This window comes from Flavobacterium azooxidireducens, assembly GCF_023195775.1.
Classification (GTDB): Bacteria; Bacteroidota; Bacteroidia; order Flavobacteriales; family Flavobacteriaceae; genus Flavobacterium; species Flavobacterium azooxidireducens.
The window spans coordinates 2,300,124-2,326,526 of the sequence record NZ_CP096205.1 but is presented as its reverse complement, the minus strand read 5'-3'; the positions used below and the strand labels follow the sequence as shown (position 1 = coordinate 2,326,526).

Here is a 26,403-nt window from a genome sequence, read left to right as displayed (position 1 = left end):
AATTTAGTAGTTAAAGGTATGTTAACAATACTTTTGTAATGTATTTACATTAATTTATTATTCTAAATACAGCCCCAACCCCCCCAAATCTAAATTGCAATAGTATGAAAACAAATTTACTATTGACATACCTACGTGTGTCTCTTATTTTCTATTTAATGTTATTGAGTTTTGATATCAAAGCTCAAGATGTAGTTTTCTCTGAAGACTTTACTACTTCTGCCGGAAGTACTTACACGATCGCAAATGGTCCGATCGGAACCAGCACTTTATGGTCGATGAATCGAAGCGGTGCCGATTATGGTGGCGGAATTCATTTAGGCAATTTAAATCTTTCCAACGATGGTAGTGGTGCAGCCAACCAAAGTGGATGGATATTGGCCTCTACACCTACAAGTGGATTTGCTTCACCTTACAACCAAACCTTATCTGCTAATTCAGGTTTACTAACTTGGACTTTCAATATGCGACAAACCCAATCTAATCCTTCGGGATTTGCAGCCGGTGGTTATGGAGCAGCTTTTATTTTAGCAGGAAGTAACGGAACTACAAATCTTTCAGGAACAGGGTATGCAGTTATGTTAGGTAATTCAGGAACTACTGACCCGATAAGACTCGTGCGGTATAATGCAGGTATTCGAAATTTTACTTCGTTACTTACGTCAAATACAACAGGTTTGACCGATTTTGGTACGCAGTATCTTAGTATAAAAGTAACCTACAACCCATTAAATTCTACTTGGCAATTATTCGTTAGAAATGATGGGACTACTGCTTTTCTTGACCCTTCCGGAAATGGATTAACATTACAAGGATCTGTGGTGAATAATACCTATACAAACACACCTTTATCATTAATTGGTGGTTTTTGGAATGCCGGTACTGCCGCTACGCAAAGAGCCTTTTTTGATAATGTAAAAGTAACGATAGCAAAACCAGCTATATTTAATTTAACTCCTAGTTCTGCCATTGCAGGTACAGGTACTTTTTCGCTAGGCGTTACTGGTGAAAATTTCTTACCTTCCAGTGTGGTACGATGGAATGGAAGTAACAGAACAACAACCTATGTTTCACCAACACAACTCACCGCTTCAATACCAGCCACTGATTTACAATTACCGGGCGATTTCCCAATAACTGTAGCGAATGGTTTATCGATTTCTAATTCACAACTATTTGAAGTTGACCCTGCCGGTGTGCCCAATTTAGTATTATCAACTAATTCTCTTACTGCTTTTACAACAACAGCCGGAACGGCTTCTGCCTTTTTGAGTTACACCGTTTCAGGTGAAAATTTGATTGCCAATGCAATCGTAACAGCTCCAGGAAATTTTGAACTTTCTTCGAATGGAGGAGTTAGTTATGCGGATAATTTAACGTTAATTAGAAACGGTTTGCAATTAACCGGACAACCGATAACCATTCGTTGTCGATTGAAAGCTTCTGCACCATCCGGAAATTATAATGGTTCAATTTCACATACAACAACCGGTGGCGTTTCAAAATTTGTTGCGGTCTCCGGTAAAGTTATTGCTGCTCAACCTACTGTTCAAACAACAGCAGTTGCATTTACAAATGTTACCTCAACAAGTTATACCATTCAATTTACGGCAGGAAATGGAGCGAACCGAATGGTTGTAATGCGAGCAGGTGGAGCCGTGAACTCTGCACCGGTTGATGGTGTCACCTACTCTGCTGCTGCATCTTTTGGAACAGGAAGTCAGTTAGGAACAGGAAATTTTGTAGTCTATCGCGGTTCGGGTTCTTCAGTAAATGTTACCAATCTTTCTCCTGCAACAAGTTATCACGTTGCGGTGTATGAATATAATGGTGGTGTAGAATTAGAAAATTATTTAACTACAACACCTGCTCTTGGCAACAGAACAACGTTGAATGCTCCTGTGGGATGGCAAATTAGTGCTGTGAATACCGTAAATACAATTAATTTTGATACAAGCGTAGATGGTGTAAATGCTGAAACTTTTCAAGGTGATGGTTTTTCAACAATAGCTACTTCAGGATTATTGAATTCTAATGCTTGGGCTGTGAATGGTTTCAGCAGCGGTAATTTAGGATTTGGTGTAAACAGTGCAGAAGATTCTGATTTTGATCGAGGAACCTCAGAGACTCCGGGATCTGATGGTGGTATTTATGCCTATGAAACTTCTCCTGACAATTTCAGTTTAGGACTTCAATCGGCACCGGGTGATTTTACTCCCGGAAATGTCACGCTTCGTTTTCAAAATCAGACTGGAACTACATTAAATTCAATAAATATAGGTTATACGGTTTATGTATATAATAATCAACCCTCATCAAGTAGTTTAAACTTTAGTTATTCGGCGGATAATTCAAACTACACACAAGTTCCTGGATTAGCAGTTGTATCACCTGCACAAGTTGATTTAACACCAAGTTGGAAAGCCTATTATCGTGTAATCACTTTGACCGGATTATCCATCCCAACTAACAATTATTATTTTTTACGATGGAATGGAGCTACCGTTTCCGGAACGACCAATTTTGATGGTTTTGCAATTGATGATATTGTGATGGTTGCCAATCCCACAACTACTTTTGTTCCTTTTTCAGGAAATGCAGAAAGTTTTGTTTTACAAGGAAATGCTAGAATAAATGGTGCTACAAGTGTGGCAAATGAAATAACATTCAACGGTGGTAAACTTGATTTTTCGAATCAATCACTTACACTTAGTGGATCAATTAATAATACAACGTCACAAGGTTTAAGAGGGAATAATGGAAGTTCACTTATCGTGAATAGTTCAGTGAACAACTCACTTAGTTTTGATCAAACGACAGTCGGAACAACGAATGTTTTGAATTCGTTGGAAATAAATACAACCAATTCGAATACTACCACATTAATAAACCCAATTGTTTTAAACGGAAGTTTAGCAATAGCCGAAAATCAGTCGTTTAATTTAGGAACGAATGTTTTGACGGGTTCAGTAAATACGATTACGAATAACGGAACTTTATTCACTCAAAATACAACAGCAACTCCATTACCATCCGGCAGAAATTGGGGAGGTCTGGGAACTGTTCATTATAACGCTGCTACTTCAGGTCAAACTGTCGTAACAGGTACGTATGAAAATCTTACTTTGTCATCTACAGGTGGTTCTGTTGCAAGTGGTGCTTTTACGGTTAATAAGGTTTTGAATTTACCATCTGCTAATCCATCGGCAACAGCAGGAAGTCTCTCGATGGGAAGTTTTACGTTAACAATGGGAGGATTAGGTTCTAATAATGGTATTGGTGATGTGACCGGAGTTATCACACGAAATTCAATTGTTCCGAATGTAAATTATTCTTTTGGTCATAAAGATACTTCGATTGTCTTTCCAAATGTGGGAACTTTACCAACATCTATGAGTTTAAGAGTAAGCATTGGTGCAGCTCCTTCTTGGCGAACAGGAGCAATTCAACGTGAATATGATTTTATTCAAACAGGAGGTTCAGGAACAAAAGCAATCATTAGAGCTCGCTATTTAGACTCAGAACTTAATGGAAATGTTGAAAATAAATTAGTTGACTGGGCTAATTTGACAACAGTTCCTGCTATTCTGGAACAAGGAAGGTCTAATTTTAATATCAGTGAAAATTGGGTAGAGTTAACTAATGTGAATGTAGGTGTCTTTTTTACACCAAATTTCGGCGACGTTTTATTAACCTTAGATCAATCGGAAGCAGAAATGTTGGTTTGGAACGGTTCTGTGAGTACCTCATGGACTACTGCGGCGAACTGGACTCCAAACGCAACTCCTTCCGACAACACATCGGTTTTGATACCAAATGCAACCACGACCAATTTTGATCCTGAATTAAATCCCGCCGTTTTGTTAGGAAAAATAACCATTGAAGCAGGTGGAATTTTAAACTCACCAACAAATGCTCAATTTACAATAAACGGTTCGGCCGGAGCTTGGATAAACAATGGAACATTCAACCCAGGGAGTGGAACCAGTCGTGTGATTTTCACAAATGCAGATGCTACGATTTCAGGTTCTACCACTTTCAACAATGTTAGAATTAATGCCGAAGCAGGTTTGAGACCGGTCAGCGGTGCAATTATGGATATTGCCGGTGAATTTGTGAATTTAGGTGATTTGTATTCAGGTCCGGTTTCTAATACGATTATTTATTCGGGAACAAATCAAACACTTGCGATTCCAACTGGAGCATTAGCAGCTTACAATAATTTAGTAATTAATGGAACCGGAGCTATATTTCCTTCAAATCAAAATATTTCAGGAAATTTGACTTTAAATCAAGCTGTTGATTTTTCAGGTAAAGCACTTGTAATGAATGGTGTTGCTACACAAATTATTGGAGGAACTATCGCTCCCTCTTTTTCTAATTTAACAATTAATAATACGTTTGGCGAAGTAAAATTAGCCTCACCTGTTACAGTAAATGGAACATTCACCCTTACACAAGGAATTGTAGAAATTGGCGATTATAATCTAACCGTAGGGCTAAATCCAATAGCCGGAAGTTTCAGTACTTCCAATATGATTATAACGAGTGGAACAGGAAAAGTTCGAAGAAATTTTGAACAAATAGATTCCTATACATTCCCGATTGGAGAACGAACTTTGGGTGGGCTTAAATACACACCAATTACTGCTACAATTTCTTCAGGTACTTTTTCAAATGCGTACATCGGTTTTTCTGTCGTTAATGCAGTTCATCCTAATAACAATAGTATTACCAATACATTAAGCAGATATTGGGAAATGGAACATTCGGGAATTACTTCCGGAATAATTTCTGTCGTAGCAAATTATGAAACGACGGATGTTATTGGTACAGAAACAAATATCGTTGGAGCATTATTTCAAGGCACATACAACCAATTTACAAATCCTTGGGTGACTTTCAATAACTTAGAAACATCACAAATCGTTATTAATGATGCTTCTTTAGAAGTAAATTCAACTTTGATAATCACAGGAATTGAAGGAAATCCATTAGAAGTTTCTATTTCCGGATTTGGTACTTTTTGTATTGATTCAGAAATTGAATTAGTGGCAAACGTTCAAGGTGGCACGCCTCCATACACGTTTTCATGGAACCAAAGTTTAGGAGATGAAGCTACGGCAACACCACCAAGCACAACTCCAAGTACAATAATCTACGAAGTAACTATTACAGATAATAACGGTATAGAAACTACTGCATCTGCTGAAGTAATTATTTTACCAACAACAGTAGGCGGTACATTAACCAGTCAAAATGTATGTGCTTCATCTGAGCCTGATACGTTAGTATTAGAAGGATCAGTTGGAACAATTATTTATTGGGAAAGTGACACAACTATTTCTTTTTCTTCACCAACAAATTATAGTGTAACCGAAACAGAATTAGTAGGTTCTATTGTAGGCCCAATAACTGAAACCACTTATTTTAGAGCTGTTTTACAAGACGCCAGTTGTGATTTGGTTTATTCCACCGTAGCTACAATTTCGTTTAGTTCTACAACCTGGAACGGTTCTTCATGGAGTAATGGTCTTCCCGATGACACAACAGCTGTTATATTTACAGGAAATTATTCATCTACAGGCGATTTATATGCTTGTTCAATAATCTTACAAAGTCCTGCTATTGTAACCGTAAATCCAACACACACTTTCTATTTGAATAAAGAAATAACGGTAGATGCAGGTGCTCAATTTGCGTTAGAAAGCAATGCTAATTTGATTCAAATTGATGATGTGGTCAACTCAGGTTCAATTGTGGTAAAAAGATTCACGTCTAACGAAGTAAGACGCTTGGATTATAACTTATGGTCGTCACCGGTTTCGGGACAAAATTTATTGGCTTTTTCTCCACAAACAGTAGCAAATCGTTTTTATGAATACAATCCTACCACAGATATTTATGCTACAGTAAATCCTTCTTCAACAACTTTTTCCGCAGTCAAAGGGTATTTGATTCGTATGCCGAATAATTTCTCTGCTACTCCAAGTCAATGGTTAGGAACTTTTTCGGGAGTGCCTAATAATGGAATTTATAATCTTGCCGTAACACCTGATACTTACAATGCCATTGGAAATCCTTATCCTTCAACAATATCAGCGAATGCTTTTATTATCACAAATGATATAGATGAACCTTTGTATTTTTGGCGAAAGGTTAATAATTCAGATAACAGTTCCTATGCCACTTATACTACTGCAGGTGGTGTTGAAAATGCAGGTGGAGGCAGTTCAATTGTTCCAAATGGAATTTTACAGGTGGGTCAAGGGTTTCTTGTGAAATCAACTTCAGCTAATTTAGTATTTACGAATGCAATGCGTGTAAGTAATACTGAAAATCAATTTTTGAGATCAAATCAAGAAATAACAAATAATCCTGAACGTCACCGTGTTTGGTTAAATATGTCGAATCCAAGTGGAAATATGGGGCAATTGATGGTGGCTTACATGACAGGAGCTACTTCCGGGATTGATGCTGCCATCGACGGAAAATACATTAATGATAGTCCTAATTACTTTTCAACGGTTTTAGATAATGAAGCGTATATTATTCAAGGAAGAAGTTTGCCGTTTACAGCATCTGATGTAGTTCCATTAGGATTTAGCACAACACAATCCGGAACTTTCTCCATTTCATTAGCACAATTTGATGGTTTATTTGAAGACTCAAGTGTTGGAATTTTCATTAAAGACAATCAAACAGGAATTATTCACGATATTCGAATGAGTTCGTATTCTTTTGAAAGTACTTCGGGCGTTCATAATGCTCGATTCGAATTAGTGTTTCAAGATGCACTTTCAGAAAATGATCATTTATTCAATAATGATATAACCGTTTATGCTTCACAAAAAGTGCTTCACATCAATACCAACAACCAAGGTATTGAAAATATAAAAGTGTATGATTTGATGGGAAGATTGATTTTTACTCAAAATGGTATAAACAAAAATGAGTTCAGCACACCATTCTATCAAGTCGCAGATCAAATAATTTTGGTTCAAGTAACTACGTTAAATGGAACAATGACTAAAAAGATATTCTTGTATTAGAATTAGGAAACATAGTAAAAGTAAAAGAGGCTGACCTTAATTGGACAGCCTCTTTTTATTTCAGTTAATTAGGTTCAACCTCATTGTCTAATTGACACATTGTCTAATTGCCACATTACAACCCCGCCACAATCTCTCTCCAACCTTCCAACTCCGGAATTCCCGGTTTTCTTTTTCCGAAAAATTGAACTATGATATCTCCTTTATCATTAAATACTTCAATAGCTGTAACCACACCATCTTCCGTTGGTTTTCTAACGATGTACGTTTGTGCAATTTTTGACATATCTAAATGTAAATTAAAATCAGGATCCATCACATTATACCACGTTCCGTGCCACATAGTTTTGCGAACTGTTCCGGTATGAATTTGAATATTTCCTCGATTTCCAACAAAAACCATAATAGGTAGTTTTTGTTTCGCCGCTTCTTCCAATAATGTAACAATTACTTCTTTTTCTACTTTTTTAGCAAAATAATCATTCGGAGCCAAACGTAAAGCTTGAGTTCTGGTTACACCGAATTTTTTCAACATGCCAAAAAATTCGTGCGTATCTTTTAATTCAACCCACGCTTTTTGAAATCCTTCTACATCAATTTCTGTATCCGATTTTTCAGTAGGTAAAGCGGCAACTTCTGTAGTAGTTTCAGTCGTTTCTTGATTTTCTGATTTGTATTTTTCAACTAAAACATCAAACGCAGCTTCGTTACTGTCAGGAGTTAAATAGATTTTGTGAATCGCCAAACCATCTTTCCCAAAAAACTGTAAACTTTTTCGACTTCCGTGTTCGGAAGTTTCACTCACGGCATACGCTTTATCCCAAGCGGAAAGAAAAATTCGCAAGTCAATATCTTCACCAACAAATAATCCTGCGTGTGGACTGCTGAAATCCGGATTCAAATAAACTCCTTTGCGTTCGTGAACACATTCTTCGTTACGCGTCAAAGCCATAACTTTTCCTAAAGTTTCAATTTCTGATAAAATGGATGAAAATTCAGGTTTCAAACGAGTAACGGTTTCTCCGATTTGGGTAGCTAACAATTCGGCTTCGCTTACGCCTAATTGCTCAGCTGCATTTCTAATTCTAAGATAAGGAGTTGTTGCTTTCAACGCTTCCCATTGATTTTTTAATGTTGTTTCTGTTGTATTCATGTTTGTATGATTATATTAAGTTCCAAATAATATTAACGGATTTTGATTGATCGGATTGGTGCAAATCGTACACGGAAAATTATAGACCTGGCTGATATTTTCTCCTGTAAAAACGTCGGTTGGTTTTCCTTGACAAAAGACTTTTCCTTTCTTCATCATTATTATATGTGTGGCAAATTGTGCTGCCAAATTCAAATCGTGTAACACCACCACGGCAGTGTTTGCTTTTTGAGTAAATGTTCGGATGGATTGCATCACGGTATGTTGGTGCAACACATCTAAATTGTTGAGCGGTTCATCTAAAAATAATAATTTATGAGCCACTTCGTTGTCCAATTGTGTGAGTACACGAGCCAAATGCACTCGCTGCTTTTCGCCACCGGAAAGAGTGTTGTAACTTCTTTTGGCGAATGGAATTACATCCGTTTCAACCATTGCTTTTTCAACCGCAGTTTTATCTTCTTTGGATGGAACGGATTCAAAATACGGATACCTTCCCATCAAAACCACTTCTTCCACTGTGAGCGGAATGTCGTGATTGTATTGTTGCGAAAACTTGGCTTTGTGAAGGGGTAACAGTTTATGATCCCACTCTTCAAAGGTTTTCTTTTTAAAAAAAATAGGTTCTTCGTTATCGGTCATTTCGTTGGCCAACATCGACAATAAAGTAGATTTTCCGGCACCATTTGGTCCGACAATCACTACCAATTCGCCATAATTAACATCTACATCAATGTTTTGAAGAATCGCCACTTTTTTGTGAGCATACGATATTTTGTGAGCAACTATCATACAATTGATTTTTTATTTTTGATTAAAATAAGAATAAAAACCGGTGCTCCTAACATCGCTGTCAAAATGCCGATTGGAATTTCTGATGGTGCCACTATCGTCCGACTGATGGTGTCCGCAACAACTAATAAAATACTTCCAAAAACAGCCGATAAAGGTAAAATCAATTGATAATTGGATTTAAAAATCAACCGCAAAATATACGGAATTACTAATCCGACAAAACCAATTGTGCCTGAAAAAGCGACAGTCGTTCCAACCATCAAAGCGGTAAAAACTACAATTTGCTTTTTGATTTTCTCTACAGGAACACCTAAATGTTTTGCATCATTTTCGCCTAACATCAAAGCGTTTAACGATTTTCCTTTTCCTAATAAAAAGAAATAGGAAATCAATAAAACTACTAAAAGTAAACCGTTTTTCATCCAAGTTGCTCCGGCCAAGCTTCCTAAATTCCAAAAAGTCAAGTCACGAAGTTGTTCTTCTTTGGAGATGTAAATTAAAAATCCGGTGAAAGCAAATCCGATGGCTGTAATGGCTACTCCGGTAAGCAACATCATAACCACATTGGTTTTTCCGTTAACGGTAGCGATTTTATACACAATCAACATTGTGAGTAAAGAGCCTAAAAAGGCCATCAAACTCAACAAATAAAAATGTAAACTTTCCGGAATGAATGCTTTTAAAACACCACCCAAAACAATGGAAGTAGCGGCAAACAAAGTAGCTCCCGAGGTAATCCCAATTAAATCGGGAGTTGCTAGTGGATTTTTGAACATCCCTTGCATACACGTTCCCGAAACGGATAACATACTGCCAATAAGAATGCCCATCACAATTCGCGGTAAGCGTAAATCAAATAAAATGTACTGATCTGCTTCTGAGACTTCTGTGGAAGAAATAAAGAAACTTTTCAGGATGGAAAATACGTCGGTTTCAAATTCATACACCCCTACAAATAAAGATACGGTTGCTAAAATAATCAGCAATAAAATACTTAAAAGCAGGTAGGTAACGAGTTTATTTGGCATTTCCTGAAATTAATTGATTAAGTTCCACTACTCCTTCGCCAACTCTTGGTCCGAAACCGGATAGCAAAGCACCGTCCATTGCGATAATATTTTTATTTTTTCCGGCTTTTGTTTTAGCTAGACCTTCAATTTTTAAAGCTCCTTCTACTCCGCCTAAACTTTGTAAACCGGAATCAAAAAAGAGGATGTAATCAGGATTATTAGCCAACAAAGCTTCAGGTGTTAACGGTTTAAAATCATCAAATCCGCTCACTGCATTTTGTCCTCCGGCTAAAGCAATCATTTTGTCAACCGGTGTGTTTTTTCCGGCAACCATTAATGTTCCGGCACCACGAGCATAAACAAATAACACTTTTGGTTTGGATGGAATTGCTTTTGCATTTTTTACTTTTTTATCAATGGACGATTGCAAAGCAGTGAAGTTTTTTTCACCTAAAACAGTCGCCACTTCTTGAATTAAGTTTTTAGTTCCTTGAATGGAGAACTCTTGTTTAAAAATATGGGTTTTTACACCGGAAGCTTTCAATTTGGAAGCTAAATCGGGGTTCATATCTTTTTCTGTTGCTAAAATCAATGTTGGTTTTAAGGCCATAATTGATTCGATGGAAAGGGTTCGCACGTGACCCAAATCTTTTACTTTTAAAGTGGTTGGAAACGTACTCGTGACATCGGTTGCCACAATTTTGTCTTGATAGCCAAGAGCACAAACCATTTCGGTGATGGATCCATTTAGGGTGATAATTCGTGATTGATTTTGTTGATTTTCATTTGAAAAGGTAACGATACAAACCAAACAAAAAAGAAATGTGATTGTATTTTTCATAGTTTTTGACTTTAAGTATTTTTTTAAAACCATTAAGAAATTAAGGTTCATTAAGTTATTATTTGTTTAAGAAAACCGAGCCGTGTCACCAGCCCGATTATCCATACAAACAAAAAACTCAGTAATTATTAGTTCAATATTTCATATTCAAAAACCGGGAAACCTCTTTCGCCTGCATCATTGGTTAACGATAAAAAGCGAAGTTTGTAAATGTTTCCTTCCACATCTTTCAATACATAAAAACGGTCGTCTCTTATGCTTGGTAAAGCACCCGGTCCGCCACCTGAACGCCAGTTTGCACCAATGACTCTTTGGTCTGTGGCAGAAACGGTGAATGACGATTCGATTACATCTGCTAAAACGAAAGTGTCATACGCCACATCTGCTGTTAAAAGTTCATAAACAGTTGTTCCTCCTTTTACGTTTGTGGTAATAAAATCGGCATAACCATAGGTTACATCAGCTCCCATATAAGGGAAATAGTTGGTAAATGTGGTAAAATTCAAATCCCATTTACCTTTTTCAGGTTGAGCAGTAACTTCTTGCCCGCTAACTAAACTGAAGAATGAAAAATGAAATGCTGTATTTTTAGAAATGGTCACCGTTGAATGTGTGGTTGCACCTAAATCGGCATATTGCAACACGTAGTTATTTCCACTTCTGGTAATTCTGATTTTTTTCCAACCTCTTGGATCTCCATCGGTGGCAACAGCTCCAAGATTTGGGGTGGTAGTTCCGGCTTTAAAACCTAAGTTTACCAAATACACTTTGTTGTCTGCATCGTTGGCAGAAATTTCGGCAATGGCTGTTCCTACTCCAGCTCCCGGACCTTCTAAAATTCCGGTTGGATTGTCAACATAACCTAACGATGCTAACGTTGAAAAACCTACTGAAACCGATGCATCTTCCGTTTGAACCTCATCGATATTGGTTGTATTCAATTGTTTTACAGCCATTTTTAATGAACCGTTTATGGCTACTCTAAAAGCTGAACCTGAAGAAAAACCTAAATCCCAAGATTCTCTTGCAACAGAAGTTTTGGTTGACGTACTTAAATCGACATACAATTGATTTTGTTGGTTTGGGCCTCCTGTTGAAGCTTCAACTACAGCTTCTGAAATCGGTGGAACATAAGGTGTGCTTTCATCATCGCTTGAACAAGATGCAAGTGCTAAAATACTAAGTGATAAAATAAAAAATCCTTTTTTCATTGTGATTGATTTTATAAAATTAAAAATTGAGGTTATACGTTAGTTTGGTAAAATAACTGGTTCCGTAAGCCAGTAAAATTTGAGAGGAAACGGAATGTCCGCCGCCTTGATTTAGGTTGGTTTGGTTGATGTCGGTTATGTTGAACAAATTTCGTGCTCCGATGGTGAGTTCCAATTTATCATCTAGAAAATTCTTTTGAATAGAAGCATCCAACCAATTATACGATTCGATATCAGACAAAGTATAACCTTGCTGACCCGCTACAAATTGCTGTGTTTTTCCGGTGAATTTGTAATATAAGGAAGCAATGGTATTCCACTTTTTAATGTTGTATGATACACTGCTATTCAGGTTGAATGAATAAAGGTATTTGTCATCAGAAGTAAATTCACCATCATCAATTAAACGGGAAATCCCCACTAAAGAAGCTCCTAAATTGAATCGCCATTGGTTGTATTCCAATTGATTATTCGTGGAAACATTCCACATATTATATTTGTTGATGTTGATGTATTGATACATTGGATTATTTGTGGTTTCATCAAAACCGATTAAAGCCATATCGATTCTGTCTTTGATATCCATAAAACTGGCAATTAAATTTGTAGAAACAGCCACATCAGAACCAACAGAAAATCGCTTTTTTAAACTTGCTTCGTAGGAAGTGCTTATTTCCGGAGTTAAGTTTTCATTACCGACAAAAAAATGTCCAGAGAAAATCATTTCGTTAAACATTTCTTCAAAATTGGGCGTTCGGAATGATTTTCCAATAGAAGCCCGCATTTCTAAATTGTCCTTAAATAATTGTCTGGCACCTAAAGAAAGAGCATATTGATTGTCGAATTTGGATTGAAAAGAGTAACGAGCACCCGGACGAAGTGAAAATGTAGAGGAAAGTTTAACTTCCGAAACCGCAAAAATATCGTAATTGTCAATTCGCTCACGTATGGTTTTGGTGGTATTATTTTCTCCTTCAATTAATGAAAAACCGTAATTATTGACTAGTTCATAACCCAATTGTAAATCGAATTTGTCATTGTTAAAAAAGTTGCTGAAGTTTCCGATTGAATAAAAGACTTCCATCGATTGATCTTTAAATTCATTATTGTTCATTTCGTTTCTTGCTGAAATATTATACCTGAATTCTTCAAATAATCTTTCTTGTAATTGATGCGAAACTGAAATGTTGTAATTTACTTTGGAAAATAATTTTCCAACCGCATTCAAATGATGGTAAAATCGATTGGTAAAATAACGGATGTCATCGCCGTACTTATAAGCTCCTAACTGACTGCTGAAACCGGATTGAACGACACTATTGAAAAAATCAACTTGTTCATCTAGATATTCAAATTTGTAAAACGCTTGAAAATTACCTTTTCTGAAACTGACTAAAGCGGTTGAATTCCATTGCTCTTTTGGTAGCCAACGATAACCTCTTTGTCCGTCGTTTTCAGAATGATTTTTTCCTTTTTGGTCATTTAAAAATCCCTGAAAATCATTGCGATTCATGCCAATACTGGCAAACCAATTCTCTGAAATGTTATGAGCTACTTTTAAGTTTTGAATGTGTCTTCCTTTATCAAACCATTCGTATTCGTTGCCAATGGTTTCTTCTTGCAGCGTTGTGCTGATGGCCCATTTGTGTGTATTGCTTTTTTTAGTGATGATATTCAAAATTCCGGAAACGGCATTTGCTCCATGAGTTACGCCCATTGAGCCTTCTATGATTTCAATTCGTTCGATGTCGTTGAGGTTAATTTGTGATAAATCGACATTGTTACCAAATCCCGCTTCGTTGACTAATGGAATATTATCTACTAAAATTTTGAAATATTGTGCATCTAAGCCAAACATCGAAACGGTTGAACGGCCGGTGCTGCTACTTGGTCTTACAGTGATGTTTAAATATTGATTTAATACATCACCCAAATTGTTTGCAGCAAGGTTTTTAATATCTTGACTTGTTATAACACGAACATTATGAACCGATTTTTTTAAAGATTGCGGTTCAAATTGACCGGTGACAACAACATCAGCTAAAGCGATTGTTTTGGTGGTGTCAACTACTTGTGCCCAACTTGATGAAGCATATAAAAAGAATAAAATGGGGATTAGATTTTTCACTATTAAGATTGTTTCTAAATAATATTGAGCAAATATATATGTTATTTTTATTTATTCTAAATAAACATAGTATTTTTTTATGTTAATTATTTTAATGGATTGATTTTCAAAAGATAATGGGAAATTGCTTTATGAATTTATTATTTATCATTTTAATCTGTTTTAAATAGCACACGGATTTGATAGATGTAATAAATTTTCGCTGATTGATAGCTTCGCCATAAAACGATTTGGCTGGATTCGTTTAGAGCAACATTTTCATTTTATTGAGAATTTTGATTAATCTTTGAGGAGATTCCTCCTTCGTCGGAATGACAAGATGATCTTCAAATTGGGACGGAATTCTTTGCTCACGGAGAACATTAAAAGGATTCCTACGGAATGACAAGATTGGGGGAAAACTGCGGCTTGTTTTGCCACAAAGAGGAAAAGGCACAAAGCTTCTGAAAACTTAAAATGATAGAATTTAAAACTATGACTAAAAACTGCTAACTGAGCATTCTATTACTTTCTAAAGAAAATGGAAATTCTCTCGCAAAGACGCAAAGTCGCAAAATTTACAAATTCGGGGTTTTGCGACTTTGCGTCTTTGCGAGAAAATCAAATCTTACTTTAAAATTGATAATTAGCATTCGATTACTGAAAACTGCGACTGAAAACTGATTACTGAGCACTTCGCCCCTAGCCCCGATTGAAATGGAAAGCCTTGTGATGGATTGTTGTATTTTTTCTTGGCAAAAAAAGCGACCAAAGGAAGCTCTTTTTTTGACTTAGAAAAAAACAACAAGACAAACAAGCTTGAAATGAAAAGCGGGAATAGCTTCTGAAAAAAGATGAAAGAAAAAAAAGCTTTGTCAAAGTTTGGAGTTTTGACAAAGCTTGTATAATTGAAATTTAAAATTTTATGCTTCGGGAAGAAAAACCTCAGCCATCATACAGCGGGCACTTCCCCCGCCGCAGGCTTCGATGGTGTCGAGGCTTGAGGAGATGATTTCGCAGTGTTCTTCGATTTTGTGAAGTTGGGCTTTGGTCAGACTTTGGTGAGCGGAATTGCTCATAACCAAATAGCGTTTGTTGTCTTTTCCTTTGACTTGCAGCATATTTCCTGCGAAGTTATTCACTTGATCTTCAGTGATGAGGATGATGTCTTTTCCGTCGGCACGCAAATTGTCTAAAACCATTTTGCGTTCTTTTTTATCGTCAATGCAATCGGCACAAATCACGGCAAAGGTTTCGGCTAAACACATCATTACGTTGGTGTGGTAAATGTGTTTTCGCTCGCCATTCACGGTTTGATAAGCTTCAAAAATAACCGGAGCTAAATCGAAATCTTCGCAAAATTCGATGAATAATTCTTCGTCGGCACGAGGCGAAAGGGCACAATAGGCTTTGGCATTGTCGCGGTCTAACAGGATGCTTCCGGTGCCTTCGAGGAAAAATCCGTCTTCTTCGGCAGAAGTGTAATCCATAATTTCGTTGACCACAAATCCACGATCTTCGATGATATCGAGGATATCTTCTCTTCTCTCTAAACGACGGTTTTCGGCAAACATTGGGTACAACGTTACATCGCCGTTTTCGTGAAAGGAAATCCAATTGTTTGGAAAAATACTGTCGGGCGTGTCGGGATCGAGTGTATCATCTACGACAATTACATTCACGCCCACTTTTTGAAGTTTTTCTACAAACGCATCAAACTCTTGCTGAGCTTTGGCATTTACAGTGGCTGGAGTTGTATTGTCTAATACTTTTTGATAATAATTATTTACGGCCGTTTGCTCATTCATTCGGAAGGCAACGGGACGGATCATTAGGATGGTGTTGGTTGTTTGGTTCATTTTCTGTTGTCGGTTATCGGTTGTCTGTTGTTTGTTGTCGGTTGTCCGTTATCGGTTGTCGGTTGTCTGTTATCGTGAGTCGGTTGTCAGTTGTCTGATAACGGATAACGGATAACTGAATTCTGTTATTTCCAGTGTTCTTCTACATATTTTATAAAAGTAAAAATTTTTGCTCCTAAAATATCGTATTCTTCTATAAAAGTTTCAATATTGGGAACAACTCCCGAATATAAACGATTAATTTTAAAAAGATGATTTTTTGTTTCTAAGCAACTCGCATGACTGAAAACTAAAAATCGAATAAATTCTGCTTTGTATCTTTTTCGTCCGTAGCCTTCTACAATGTTTGAAACTACGGAATCGGATGATCTTCTAACTTGGCTTCCCAATTCATATAGCTCATACTTTGGCAATAGTAATGAAGCTGGATGTACTTTGAAAAATAAGTCTAAACTTAGTTGATAAATGTCTAAATCGTTGTAACTTTTCATGGCTGATAATTTTATTTTAATGGTTTATAATTTATTAAAAAAACAGATGTGATTTTAGTTAACCGATAACGGATAACAGACAACCGACAACTATTTATCTCTTACTAAAGGTAATGTCGAACATCTCAACAATCCTTCTTGTTTGGCGATTTCAGCATATGGAATTTCTTCTACTGTGAAGCCATTTTCACGAAGCCAATTGTTTAGGCGTGTGAAATTTCGTTCGGAAACAACGACATCGGGTGCGATGGAAAACACGTTTGAATTCATGTGATACATTTCGTCTCGCGTGATGTGAAATAAATTTTCTTTTCCGAAAAGGTTCACTAAAAACATATAATCAGCTTCTTCACGGAAACCGCTTTTGTAGATAATTCCTTTGTCTTTTCCTACGGGTTGAAAACAACAATCGAGGTGCAACGCATTGTCACGGGCTTCAATTTTTGATTTGACTAAATCGAAATCTTTTACTTTTTTGTGTGGAAATAATTGTTTGATATACTCCACACCTTGCCAATTAGTTCGTGCCGTGATGTAATCTTTGTAATCGGAACCTTTGTATGTTCCGATAAAAATATAATCGTTCCATAACATCACATCGCCGCCTTCGATATGGACTTCTTCCGGTGGGCGAACGACTTTTTTGGGGTCGATGTGATCGATAACGTATTGAATGGCATCGAGTTCTTTTTCTCTGTCGGGAAGAATATTGGCTTTGATAAAAATATCATCGATGACAAAACCGATGTCGCGGCTGAAAATTTGGTTGTAATTATTGATAATATCCGGTCTAAAAACTTCTACGTCGTATTTTTTGAATACTTGATTAAACGCTTCCATTTCGGTAATCATATCGGATTCAATGGGATAGGTTCCCGCTAAAATGTGTTCGAGTGATTTTGGGTCATAGGCTTCGTCGGCAGTTGGTGTTGGTCCGTTGCTAACAGCAGTTCCTAAGACCACGGCCCTTAATCGGGAGGTTTCGTTTTGAATGTGTATTGGTAGCATAAAGTTGCTTTTGTCTTTTGACAAAGATAAATAAAGGGTAGTCAAAAAGCAATGGTTATTATGGGAATACTAATTTTAGTTGCTGTATTTTAAAGATTTGATAAAATAAGAAAGCCTTCTTTTTGGGAAGGCTTTGGGTTTTATGATGTTGACAAACAAAATTTGTCATGGTTGTGAGGACAAGTCGCGACTTGTCACTACATACATAATTATCTCTTCTCAACCGGAACAAAATCTCTCAACGGAGAACCTACATAAACCTGACGAGGTCTTCCGATTGGTTCTTTGTTGACACGCATTTCTTTCCATTGAGCAATCCAACCCGGTAAACGGCCGATGGCAAACATTACTGTAAACATTTCAGATGGAATTCCTAATGCACGGTAAATGATTCCGGAATAGAAATCGACGTTTGGATATAAATTTCTTGATTTAAAGTAATCGTCTTCTAACGCAACTTTTTCTAATTTTTTGGCGATATCTAATAATGGATCATCAATTCCTAATGAATTTAAAACATCATCGGCCGCTTTTTTGATGATTTTTGCTCTTGGATCAAAGTTTTTGTAGACTCTGTGCCCAAATCCCATTAAGCGGAATGAATCGTCTTTATCTTTTGCTTTTAAAACATATTTATCTACATCTCCACCATTCTTGTGAATTTCTTCCAACATCTCCAAAACGGCTTGATTGGCTCCACCGTGAAGTGGTCCCCAAAGTGCAGAAACTCCGGCAGCAATGGACGCAAATAATCCCGCATGTGATGAACCAACAATTCGTACGGTTGAAGTAGAACAGTTTTGTTCGTGATCGGCATGTAGAATGAATAATTTATCTAAGGCTTGAACCACAGTTGAATCAATTTTATAAGGTCCGGTAGGTAATTCATACATTAAATGCATAAAATTCTCCACGTAACCTTTTGTATTATCGTAGTAGTTTAGTGGGTAACCCATTGATTTACGGTATGTCCACGTAGCAATTACTAAGAATTTACCCATGGTTTTACAAACCGCTTCGTACATTTCTTTTTCGTTGTGCGGGTTTACTGACTTTGGATTAAAAGCAGTTAACGCACTCGTTAAAGAAGCTAAAACGCCCATTGGATGAGCTGTTTTTGGAAAACCGTCGATGATATTTTTCATCTCTTCGTTTACCAACGTATATTTACGAATATCGTTTTCGAATTTTTCTAATTGGGTTTTGGTTGGTAATTCACCAAAAATCAACAAATAAGAAACTTCAAGGAAGTCTGCTTTTTCGGCTAATTCTTCGATAGAATAACCTCGGTAGCGAAGAATTCCTTCTTCACCATCTAAAAAGGTAATTTCACTTTTACATGAACCTGAATTTTTGTAACCCGGATCTAGCGTAATCGCACCGGTTAAGGCACGTAATTGTTCGATGTCGATAGCAGCTTCATTTTCACTTCCTACGATTACAGGAAATTCATACTCTTTGCCGTCGAATTTTAATATTGCAGTTTTTGACATGATTTTATAAAAAATTAATAGGTATAAATTTTGTTTGTTGCGAAATTACGAAATAAAGTAGGATTGTTAAAATTTTATTCGAAACGATTTCGTTAAATTTAGTATAAATATTGCTAATTTCCTATAGATCGGTGTAAAACAAAAAACTCACGCAAAAAATACGTGAGTTTTGTAGAAAAATTTTCGATTAATTTTCTTATTCGTAAATATATTGAATCGTCATTGTTTCAAATACATTTGGAAAATTTTGTGCATCAAAATAAGCTTGAGAAGCAATTGAAACAGGATAATCGGACGAATTATATGTTATCATATTACTTGTATAACTTGAATTATTTTCGTTAATCGTAATAATATTTTTAGCACTTCCATGTAACTCGAAATCGCTTTGTATTGAATAAGCAATTTTAGAATAACCTGTCACATTTTTAAACGGACTATTCTTTGTATCATATATATAAGTGTAAGTTAGACCACCAGTTTGCACGATTGTGCTAATTTCATTATTCAGCATCGTTATTGTGCTTTCAAAACCTGTTGTTTGAGTATTATCAATTGAACCTGTAATATTGGTTTTAGTAATGGTACTGTTATCATTATAAACAAATAAGCTTTTATCTTCAAAATCTTCAATTAAATCTTGGTACTTATGTTCAACTAATCTACCTTGTGAGTCATAAGAAAACAAATCTTGCTCTTCAACATCTCCTTCAAAAACATATTCAATTTTGGTGATTAAGTCTCCATTGTAATAATATTTTTCAATTGTTCCATCATCATATACTCCTTGAAGCAATTTATTACCATTATAGGTATAAGTGATTTCTTCATTAAAACTATCTTCACCCTGATAAATGACTTTTTTAACTAAAATATCCGAAGTTGGATTTGGCGTAGAATCATCATCGCTTGAACATGATGTAAAACCTACAAGTAAAATTGTGCTTAAAAAAAAGATTGTTTTTTTCATTTTTGTATTTATTTGGTTATTGAATTTGTATTCTGTTTCCAGAATTGAGTTAGTGTTGCAATGTAAGAATTTTTATCGAATTTTCAACTAATTAGTGTTGGCTTTTTAATTAAAAACACAATTTTTGAAAAAAAAACTCACGCATCAAAACACGTGAGTTTTCTAACTAAAACTAATTTAAACCACTTATTCTTTAATCAGTTTTTCTACTTTACTTCCTTTTTCGGTATTTATTTTTATAAAATACATTCCGTTTGCTCTTGATGATAAATTCAATTCTGAAGTAATATTGTTTACTACTTGTGTTTGCAATAATCTTCCTTGAATATCATACAATTCAATGGTTTTGATGCTTGAATTATCTTTGATAGTAATATTAACGATATCTTTTACAGGATTTGGATAGATAGAAATTAAATTATCTAAAATTGGATTAACAACACTCAAGGCTTGGAATAACGTTTCTGCTTCGTTGGTTTGGATTGGGAAATTGTAATCGAAATAGATATTGGCTTTTTTTCCCACAATATCACCCACTTCTAAAACTTCGTTTGAACGCATTTTAAATAAAATATTACCATGACCGCCTGAATCAAGTTGAATATCTTGGAAAATGAATTCAATTTTATTTCCGGCCATTCGAATGTTTGCATTATGTGATGTAGATAACATTTGTAGCGAGTTAATATCAAATTGAGCAGGATCGATTTCTGTTTTTACCACCACATTTTCAGCGGGTGCATTTCCGGTATTTTCAAAACGGATTAAATAATGCAGAAATTCACCTATTTGATCCGGTGAAACCACATCGCCTTGCAAACAAGTTATATCGTTTGGGTCGTATGAACCTACCACGGTTTGATTTAAAACAAATTCGTTATCATCCCAATTTTCATCAATATTAACGTCTATAAAAGCATTAAAATTCAAGACATCTCCAATGTTTACAGCAGGATTTTCGGTTGGGGAGTTCACATTAAAAACAACTTCTATACTTCCACTTTCAAAAGGTTTAATATCTGAGATTATCCAAGTGAAATGGCCTGGATAAGTTAAATCACTCTCCGACTCTAGAGAAGTAGAAACAACACTTAGAACGGTTTCATCATAATTAAAATTTACATAACCAACTTCTGTTTGATTTCCTTTGTTTCTATAAACCAGCTTATAAACGGCATCAAACCCCGGGCGTGCCGGTGTAATCGATGCGATAACCACTTCTAAATCAGAATAAACACCATTTGCGGTAATACAGAAATCTAATATTGTCGTTGAATTATTAATTTCCTCAATAACAGTAATTCCCGGATTCGGAGAAACTGAAAAGTAAGAAGGGTTTTCTAAAACCGGAATTAAAGTATATTCTCCTTGTGTAGCAGTATAAATATTATACACACCATTACTATTAGTAAAAACAGAAGAATTGGTAGTATCATTATCTAAATCTACAGCAAACCTAGAATAAGGAATAGAAAAATCGGATTCATCACAACCGTTGTTGTTGGTGTCGTAATGAACGGTGCCGTTGATGGTGTTGTAGTCTCCTCCTGGAGTGAAAGAGCAGTAAGAATTAACATTAACACTTGGAAAATTTGATTGAAAATAATTAGTAAAAATTTGAAAATCCCATTCATTTACGCAAACATATTCTAATTCAGGAAGATTAGAATAACTAAAAACTAAATCTGTATTATCAAAACCATTTTTTAGATTAATATACTTTAAAACAGTGTTGCTATTTAAAACCAAATTTTCTTGATAAAAAAAATCTAAGTCGATGTTATTAAATTTCACCTGAGACAAGTCCAACAATTCAACTTCTATACCTGCTATATATAAATGATAAAAATGACAATTTTCAAATACAATTTCTGATATAGGACTATCAAAAATATTAATTGGACTATCATTTGGTGCATTGATGTTAAAAAAATTTACATTAGAAAGTGAAGAATTATTAACAATCTGTATCTCACCTCCCAAAGCAAAATTTAAATTATTTAAAGTAAGATTGAGTAGAGAAAAATTATTAGATACATCTACATACTGCATCTCCAGTTCATTAGAACTTATAGTTACATCTGTTAATAAAGGATTATCTCTTACAAATACATCTGAAAGATAACTTGCTGAAATATCAATTGAAATTAATAAAGGATTATTCAGTATAAGTATATCAGCTATTGCATTTGAATCTATGCTTATACTTTCAAGTAATGTATTAGAAATAGTAATTGTGTATCTGCCATTTGCAGAATTGTCTAAATTTTGTATAATCAGAGTTTCTATGGGATTATCACTTAGATTTATTTCAATAGGTGCGTTATTTATACTATTTGATTGATGAAATAAATCTAAATTAAAAGATGAAATTAAATTGTTTTTTAAATCTAAATTAAGTAGTGAACTTTGATTATTTGTTAGCAAAAATGAAATGTTTCCTTGACTTGTAAATTGATTATTATTTAATTGTACCCTTCTCAACTGCATAGAACCCTCAAAAATTACATTTGATAAATTATTATTATTTGCGTTTATCTCTCTTAAATTTTGAAAATTATTTATCCCCTCTATACTAGAAATATTGGAATTACTCACATTTAAATAACTAACTAATAGTGCCTCACTTTCTTGAATTTCACCATCATCATTGATATCTATCTTGATATTTTGTGGCGGAAAAGCTGAGTTTTGTGCAATTGAATTAGATGGACTAGCCTCCAACAACTTCGCTTTAAAATTCGCATCCGGAATGTCCACAATCTGAGCATTGCTTGCAAATGATGACAACAACAAAAGAAAGAGAATCTTCTTCATAACAATTTTTTATTTTATTTCTTAACTAATTTTTCTAATTTACTTCCTAAATCTGTATTTATTTTTATAAAATACATTCCGTTTGCTCTATCTGCTAAATTTAATTCAGAAGTTACATTATTCACAATTTGCGTTTGCAATAACCTTCCTTGAATATCATACAATTCAATGGTTTTGATGGTTGAATTATCTTTGATACTGATGTTGACAATATCTTTAGTCGGATTTGGATAAATTGAAATGATGTTGTCTAAAACAGGATTTACAACACTCAATGCTTCAAATAAAGTTTCGGCTTCGTTGGTTATAATCGGATAGTTGTAATCAAAATAAATATCCGCTTTGCTTTTTACAAAATCACCGGTTGTTAACGAGTTTTTAGAATTCATAACCAATAAGATATTTCCATGTCCTCCTGAATCTAAATAAATATTACTAAAAATAAACTCGGCTTTATTTCCTCTTACTTGTGCTCGCATATCGTGTGAACTATTTAATACTTTCAAACTGGAAACATCATATTTTGTAGGATCAATATCCATGACAACCACTACATTTTCGGCATAAAAGTTTCCGGTGTTTTCAAAACGGATGATATAATGCAATTCTTCTCCGATATAATCAGGACTCACCACATCGCCTTCGATACAGGTAATGTCATTTGGGTCATAAGCACCAACTACTACTTGATTAAATATAAAAGTATTATCAACCACATTTTCATCTCCTGCTTGAGGAGTAATTATCGAAGTAAAAGTTAACACATCATCTATATTTACCGGATTTTCAATATCGGTAGGAGTATTAATTAACATCGTTACAATAATACTTCTACTTTCAAAAGGTAACAAATTTTCGTAACTCCAATTTAAGGTTCCTTCAATTTGAGTATCGGGATTAACCGTTGCAGAAACATAGGTCATTAAGTGTTGGTTGTAGAAAAAGCTTAAACCATAATCTTGTGACAATACTGTGTTACCTTTATTTCTATAAACAATTTCATAGGTTGCGTTAAACCCCGGACGAGCTGGCAAAAGCGGAGCAATAACTACTTCTAAATCAGGATTAATTCCATTTGGCGAAATACAGAAATCTAACGTTTCTACATTATTATTATTGTCCGGAAAAATAACAGCGTTAATGGGTGGCGTTAAAGTAAAGAAGCTTGGGTTTTCTATAACAGGTAAAATGATTTGTGTTCCCGCTTGTGTGAAAAAAGTATATTCTCCATTTTGGTCTGTAAATGTTGCTCCTTCTACTATTCCGTCATAAATTGTTACTTTAGTGTAAATTGTTCTTTCATCTTCATCACAATTCCATAGGACAGAACCTTTAATAGTATTATAATCTCCTCCGGGAGTAAAAGTACAATAGGAACTTGCGTGAAAATCACCATTACCTTCACCTAAATCATACACATTATTGAGATCATTATCATTTACACATACAAATAGTAAATTGGGGTTGTTTGAGAAACTGATTCCGTTAGTGGTAAAATCATTACCGTTTTTAACGTTCACATAAGTTAACTGTTCACTATCAAAACAAGAAAAACTAGTTAAAGAGGATAAATAGGAAACATCAATTTCTTCCATTTCAGATATAATAATCACTAACGATTTAAGGTTTTGAAGATTTTCAATGTTGGTCGGCAATTGTGTTAGTTCATAAGCAGAAAGACTCTCTAAATTAACTTGATTACCAACATCAATAGTTGCCAATTCTTGATTTCCGTATAATAAATGTTCCAAATTTGTTTGAGAAGTTAACGTTAATGTGGTTAACGGATTATAGTGGCACGACAAATATTTAAGATTATTCAATCCTGTTAAATCAATACTGGTTAACTGATTATCATTAATCTGTAGTTTTTCTAAGTTAGCCAACGCAGCCACATTCAAAGAAGGTATTTCGTTGTCATGAGCTACAAGTTCAATTAAATTAGGAGAAGAACTTACATTTAAAGAAGTAAGTCCGTTCTGAGAACAAGTAAGATATTCCAAATCTACCAATGCTGTTAAGTCGATGGTATTGATAGTATTAGCACTAAAATCTAAATTTATCAGATTGACTAAAGTGCTTACATTTAGAGATGAAAGTGAGTTTGATTTACAATGTAAAACATTTAAATTAACCTGATTGGTTACATCTAAATTGGATAACAAATTGGCATTACAACGTAAAACCTCCAAATTGGTCAATGCGTTTACATTAAGTGTACCCAAAGGATTGTGACTGCTATCCAAAAGGATTAAGCTATCGTTAAAATTTAAAGACGTAATCGAATTATTATTACATCGCAGTTGACTCAAAGTGGCTATACTACTGACATCCAAAGCAGTAAACTGGTTGTACTCACACGTTAATCCAGTTAAATTTGGCAAAGATGTTACTCCTGCTAAGGAAGTAAGCTGATTAAAACCGCAATTCAAAGTAAGAAGACTTGTAAAATACTCAATTCCTGTTAAATCCGCTATGTTTGCTTGTATAATTCGTAGATTATAAACTTGCAAAGCCTCACTTAACTGAATTTCACCGTCTCCATTTGTATCGATAGTAATCGTAAAATTATTCATATCGGTTGCAATACTGTTGGAAGGAGAAGCGTTAAGCAACATTCCTTTAAAATTTGAGTCGGGTATATTTATAATTTGAGCATTAGCCCAATTCGTTATAAATAATAGTATGAGTAGGATTTTTTTCATGTTGATTTTGGTTATATTGTAAATCGTTTTCTATTTATTTTGTAAATATAAAATGGATAATTCTTTTAATTTATAGTAATTGAGTATTCATGTGTTTCAAATTAGAATTCGCTACATCGTCTTCAATAATTCCTGTAATCGTTCTTTTTTTCGTTGTGAAATCGGCAAATTACTATTATCTGCCATCACCACATAACCACCGTCTTTTTTGATATATGATTTCAAATAAGCCAAATTGATTAAATGCGATTGATGGATGCGTTCAAAACCATGTTCGGTCAACAACTCTTCATATTCTTTCAACGTTTTGGAAATCAAAATCGGCTTGCTGTTTTTGATGTAAAACTTGGTGTAATTATCTTCGCTTTCGCATCTGATAATATCGCTAACTTCAAACAAATGAATTCCGTCTGAAGTAGAAAGAGCAATTCGTTTGAAATTATCTACTTTTCTTCGTATGTTCTCCAACAACAAATCGATGTGAGCATAATTATCACTTTGTGATAAAACTTGATTAATCTTCCCAATCACTTTTTGCAATTCTTCCGGATCTACGGGTTTTAACAAAAAATCCAATGCACTAAATCGAAACGCCTTAATAGCATATTGTTCATGAGCGGTGATAAAAACCACTTGCGAAGTGATTTTTCCGTTAAGTTCCGCCAATTGTTCCAACACATCAAAACCGGTTCCGTCTGTTAATTGAATATCTAAAAACAAAACTTGAGGTTTCAATCGGTGGATGGTTTCCACACCGGATTGCACACTGTCTGCTTCTCCAATAATGGAAATATCAGGAGCATACCGAGAAAGCATTTGTCGCATTCCGGCTCTCAGGTTGGCATCGTCGTCTATTAATATGGCTGTTGTCATTTTTTTGTTGCGGGTTTC

At 35.0% G+C, this 26,403-nt stretch carries 15 protein-coding genes; 1 reads left to right on the top strand and 14 read right to left on the bottom strand.

Annotated features, from left to right (window positions below):
* The first annotated feature begins 104 nt into the window (after positions 1-104).
* Positions 105-7,052: a hypothetical protein gene (locus M0M57_RS10150; protein ID WP_248432926.1), complete on the top strand. Its 6,948-nt coding sequence runs from the start codon at positions 105-107 to the stop codon at positions 7,050-7,052.
* A gap of 115 nt (positions 7,053-7,167) precedes the next feature.
* On the opposite strand, the gene M0M57_RS10145 is transcribed toward M0M57_RS10150, so the two are convergent.
* The 14 genes from M0M57_RS10145 to M0M57_RS10080 all read right to left on the bottom strand — a co-directional run bounded on the left by M0M57_RS10145 (position 7,168) and on the right by M0M57_RS10080 (position 26,385).
* Positions 7,168-8,205 (bottom strand): hemin-degrading factor, encoded by a 1,038-nt coding sequence (locus M0M57_RS10145; RefSeq protein WP_248432925.1) that lies wholly within the window; start codon positions 8,203-8,205, stop codon positions 7,168-7,170.
* A 15-nt stretch (positions 8,206-8,220) separates the two neighbouring features.
* Positions 8,221-8,997 carry a heme ABC transporter ATP-binding protein gene (locus M0M57_RS10140; RefSeq protein WP_248432924.1) on the bottom strand — a complete coding sequence of 259 codons (777 nt, stop codon included), beginning with the start codon at positions 8,995-8,997 and terminating at the stop codon, positions 8,221-8,223.
* Complete coding sequence (locus tag M0M57_RS10135) at positions 8,994-10,028, bottom strand: FecCD family ABC transporter permease (RefSeq protein WP_248432923.1); 1,035 nt, start codon at positions 10,026-10,028, stop codon at positions 8,994-8,996. Before M0M57_RS10135 ends, M0M57_RS10140 begins: the two co-directional genes overlap by 4 nt.
* Positions 10,018-10,851 (bottom strand): heme/hemin ABC transporter substrate-binding protein, encoded by an 834-nt coding sequence (locus M0M57_RS10130; RefSeq protein WP_248432922.1) that lies wholly within the window; start codon positions 10,849-10,851, stop codon positions 10,018-10,020. The genes M0M57_RS10135 and M0M57_RS10130 overlap by 11 nt, the downstream gene beginning before the upstream one ends.
* A 128-nt stretch (positions 10,852-10,979) precedes the next feature.
* On the bottom strand, positions 10,980-12,062 hold the full coding sequence (locus M0M57_RS10125) for an HmuY family protein (protein WP_248432921.1): 1,083 nt from the start codon (positions 12,060-12,062) through the stop codon (positions 10,980-10,982).
* 19 nt (positions 12,063-12,081) lie between these two features.
* Positions 12,082-14,190 carry a TonB-dependent receptor plug domain-containing protein gene (locus M0M57_RS10120; protein ID WP_248432920.1) on the bottom strand — a complete coding sequence of 703 codons (2,109 nt, stop codon included), beginning with the start codon at positions 14,188-14,190 and terminating at the stop codon, positions 12,082-12,084.
* Between the two features lie 902 nt (positions 14,191-15,092).
* On the bottom strand, positions 15,093-16,028 hold the full coding sequence (ctlX, locus tag M0M57_RS10115) for a citrulline utilization hydrolase CtlX (protein WP_248432919.1): 936 nt from the start codon (positions 16,026-16,028) through the stop codon (positions 15,093-15,095).
* Positions 16,029-16,153: 125 nt separating this feature from the next.
* Entirely contained in the window at positions 16,154-16,519 is a 366-nt protein-coding gene (locus M0M57_RS10110) for a four helix bundle protein (protein ID WP_248432918.1), read from the bottom strand.
* A gap of 90 nt (positions 16,520-16,609) precedes the next feature.
* Positions 16,610-17,527 (bottom strand): dimethylarginine dimethylaminohydrolase family protein, encoded by a 918-nt coding sequence (locus tag M0M57_RS10105; RefSeq protein WP_248432917.1) that lies wholly within the window; start codon positions 17,525-17,527, stop codon positions 16,610-16,612.
* 209 nt (positions 17,528-17,736) lie between these two features.
* Positions 17,737-19,020 (bottom strand): citrate synthase, encoded by a 1,284-nt coding sequence (locus M0M57_RS10100; RefSeq protein ID WP_248432916.1) that lies wholly within the window; start codon positions 19,018-19,020, stop codon positions 17,737-17,739.
* 196 nt (positions 19,021-19,216) lie between these two features.
* Positions 19,217-19,990: a hypothetical protein gene (locus M0M57_RS10095; RefSeq protein ID WP_248432915.1), complete on the bottom strand. Its 774-nt coding sequence runs from the start codon at positions 19,988-19,990 to the stop codon at positions 19,217-19,219.
* A 186-nt stretch (positions 19,991-20,176) separates the two neighbouring features.
* Positions 20,177-22,807 carry a T9SS type A sorting domain-containing protein gene (locus M0M57_RS10090; RefSeq protein WP_248432914.1) on the bottom strand — a complete coding sequence of 877 codons (2,631 nt, stop codon included), beginning with the start codon at positions 22,805-22,807 and terminating at the stop codon, positions 20,177-20,179.
* A gap of 14 nt (positions 22,808-22,821) precedes the next feature.
* On the bottom strand, positions 22,822-25,512 hold the full coding sequence (locus M0M57_RS10085) for a DUF7619 domain-containing protein (RefSeq protein WP_248432913.1): 2,691 nt from the start codon (positions 25,510-25,512) through the stop codon (positions 22,822-22,824).
* 111 nt (positions 25,513-25,623) lie between these two features.
* Positions 25,624-26,385, bottom strand: coding sequence for a LytR/AlgR family response regulator transcription factor (locus M0M57_RS10080; RefSeq protein WP_248432912.1), 762 nt, complete (start codon positions 26,383-26,385; stop codon positions 25,624-25,626).
* Positions 26,386-26,403 lie beyond the last annotated feature (18 nt).

Bases quoted from the DNA above. Each gene is read 5' to 3' on its own strand.
- M0M57_RS10150 (WP_248432926.1), top strand. From the start codon at position 105: ATGAAAACAAATTTACTATTGACATACCTACGTGTGTCTCTTATTTTC.
- M0M57_RS10145 (WP_248432925.1), bottom strand. From the start codon at position 8,205: ATGAATACAACAGAAACAACATTAAAAAATCAATGGGAAGCGTTGAAA.
- M0M57_RS10140 (WP_248432924.1), bottom strand. From the start codon at position 8,997: ATGATAGTTGCTCACAAAATATCGTATGCTCACAAAAAAGTGGCGATT.
- M0M57_RS10135 (WP_248432923.1), bottom strand. From the start codon at position 10,028: ATGCCAAATAAACTCGTTACCTACCTGCTTTTAAGTATTTTATTGCTG.
- M0M57_RS10130 (WP_248432922.1), bottom strand. From the start codon at position 10,851: ATGAAAAATACAATCACATTTCTTTTTTGTTTGGTTTGTATCGTTACC.
- M0M57_RS10125 (WP_248432921.1), bottom strand. From the start codon at position 12,062: ATGAAAAAAGGATTTTTTATTTTATCACTTAGTATTTTAGCACTTGCA.
- ctlX (WP_248432919.1), bottom strand. From the start codon at position 16,028: ATGAACCAAACAACCAACACCATCCTAATGATCCGTCCCGTTGCCTTC.
- M0M57_RS10110 (WP_248432918.1), bottom strand. From the start codon at position 16,519: ATGAAAAGTTACAACGATTTAGACATTTATCAACTAAGTTTAGACTTA.
- M0M57_RS10105 (WP_248432917.1), bottom strand. From the start codon at position 17,527: ATGCTACCAATACACATTCAAAACGAAACCTCCCGATTAAGGGCCGTG.
- M0M57_RS10100 (WP_248432916.1), bottom strand. From the start codon at position 19,020: ATGTCAAAAACTGCAATATTAAAATTCGACGGCAAAGAGTATGAATTT.
- M0M57_RS10095 (WP_248432915.1), bottom strand. From the start codon at position 19,990: ATGAAAAAAACAATCTTTTTTTTAAGCACAATTTTACTTGTAGGTTTT.
- M0M57_RS10090 (WP_248432914.1), bottom strand. From the start codon at position 22,807: ATGAAGAAGATTCTCTTTCTTTTGTTGTTGTCATCATTTGCAAGCAAT.
- M0M57_RS10085 (WP_248432913.1), bottom strand. From the start codon at position 25,512: ATGAAAAAAATCCTACTCATACTATTATTTATAACGAATTGGGCTAAT.
- M0M57_RS10080 (WP_248432912.1), bottom strand. From the start codon at position 26,385: ATGACAACAGCCATATTAATAGACGACGATGCCAACCTGAGAGCCGGA.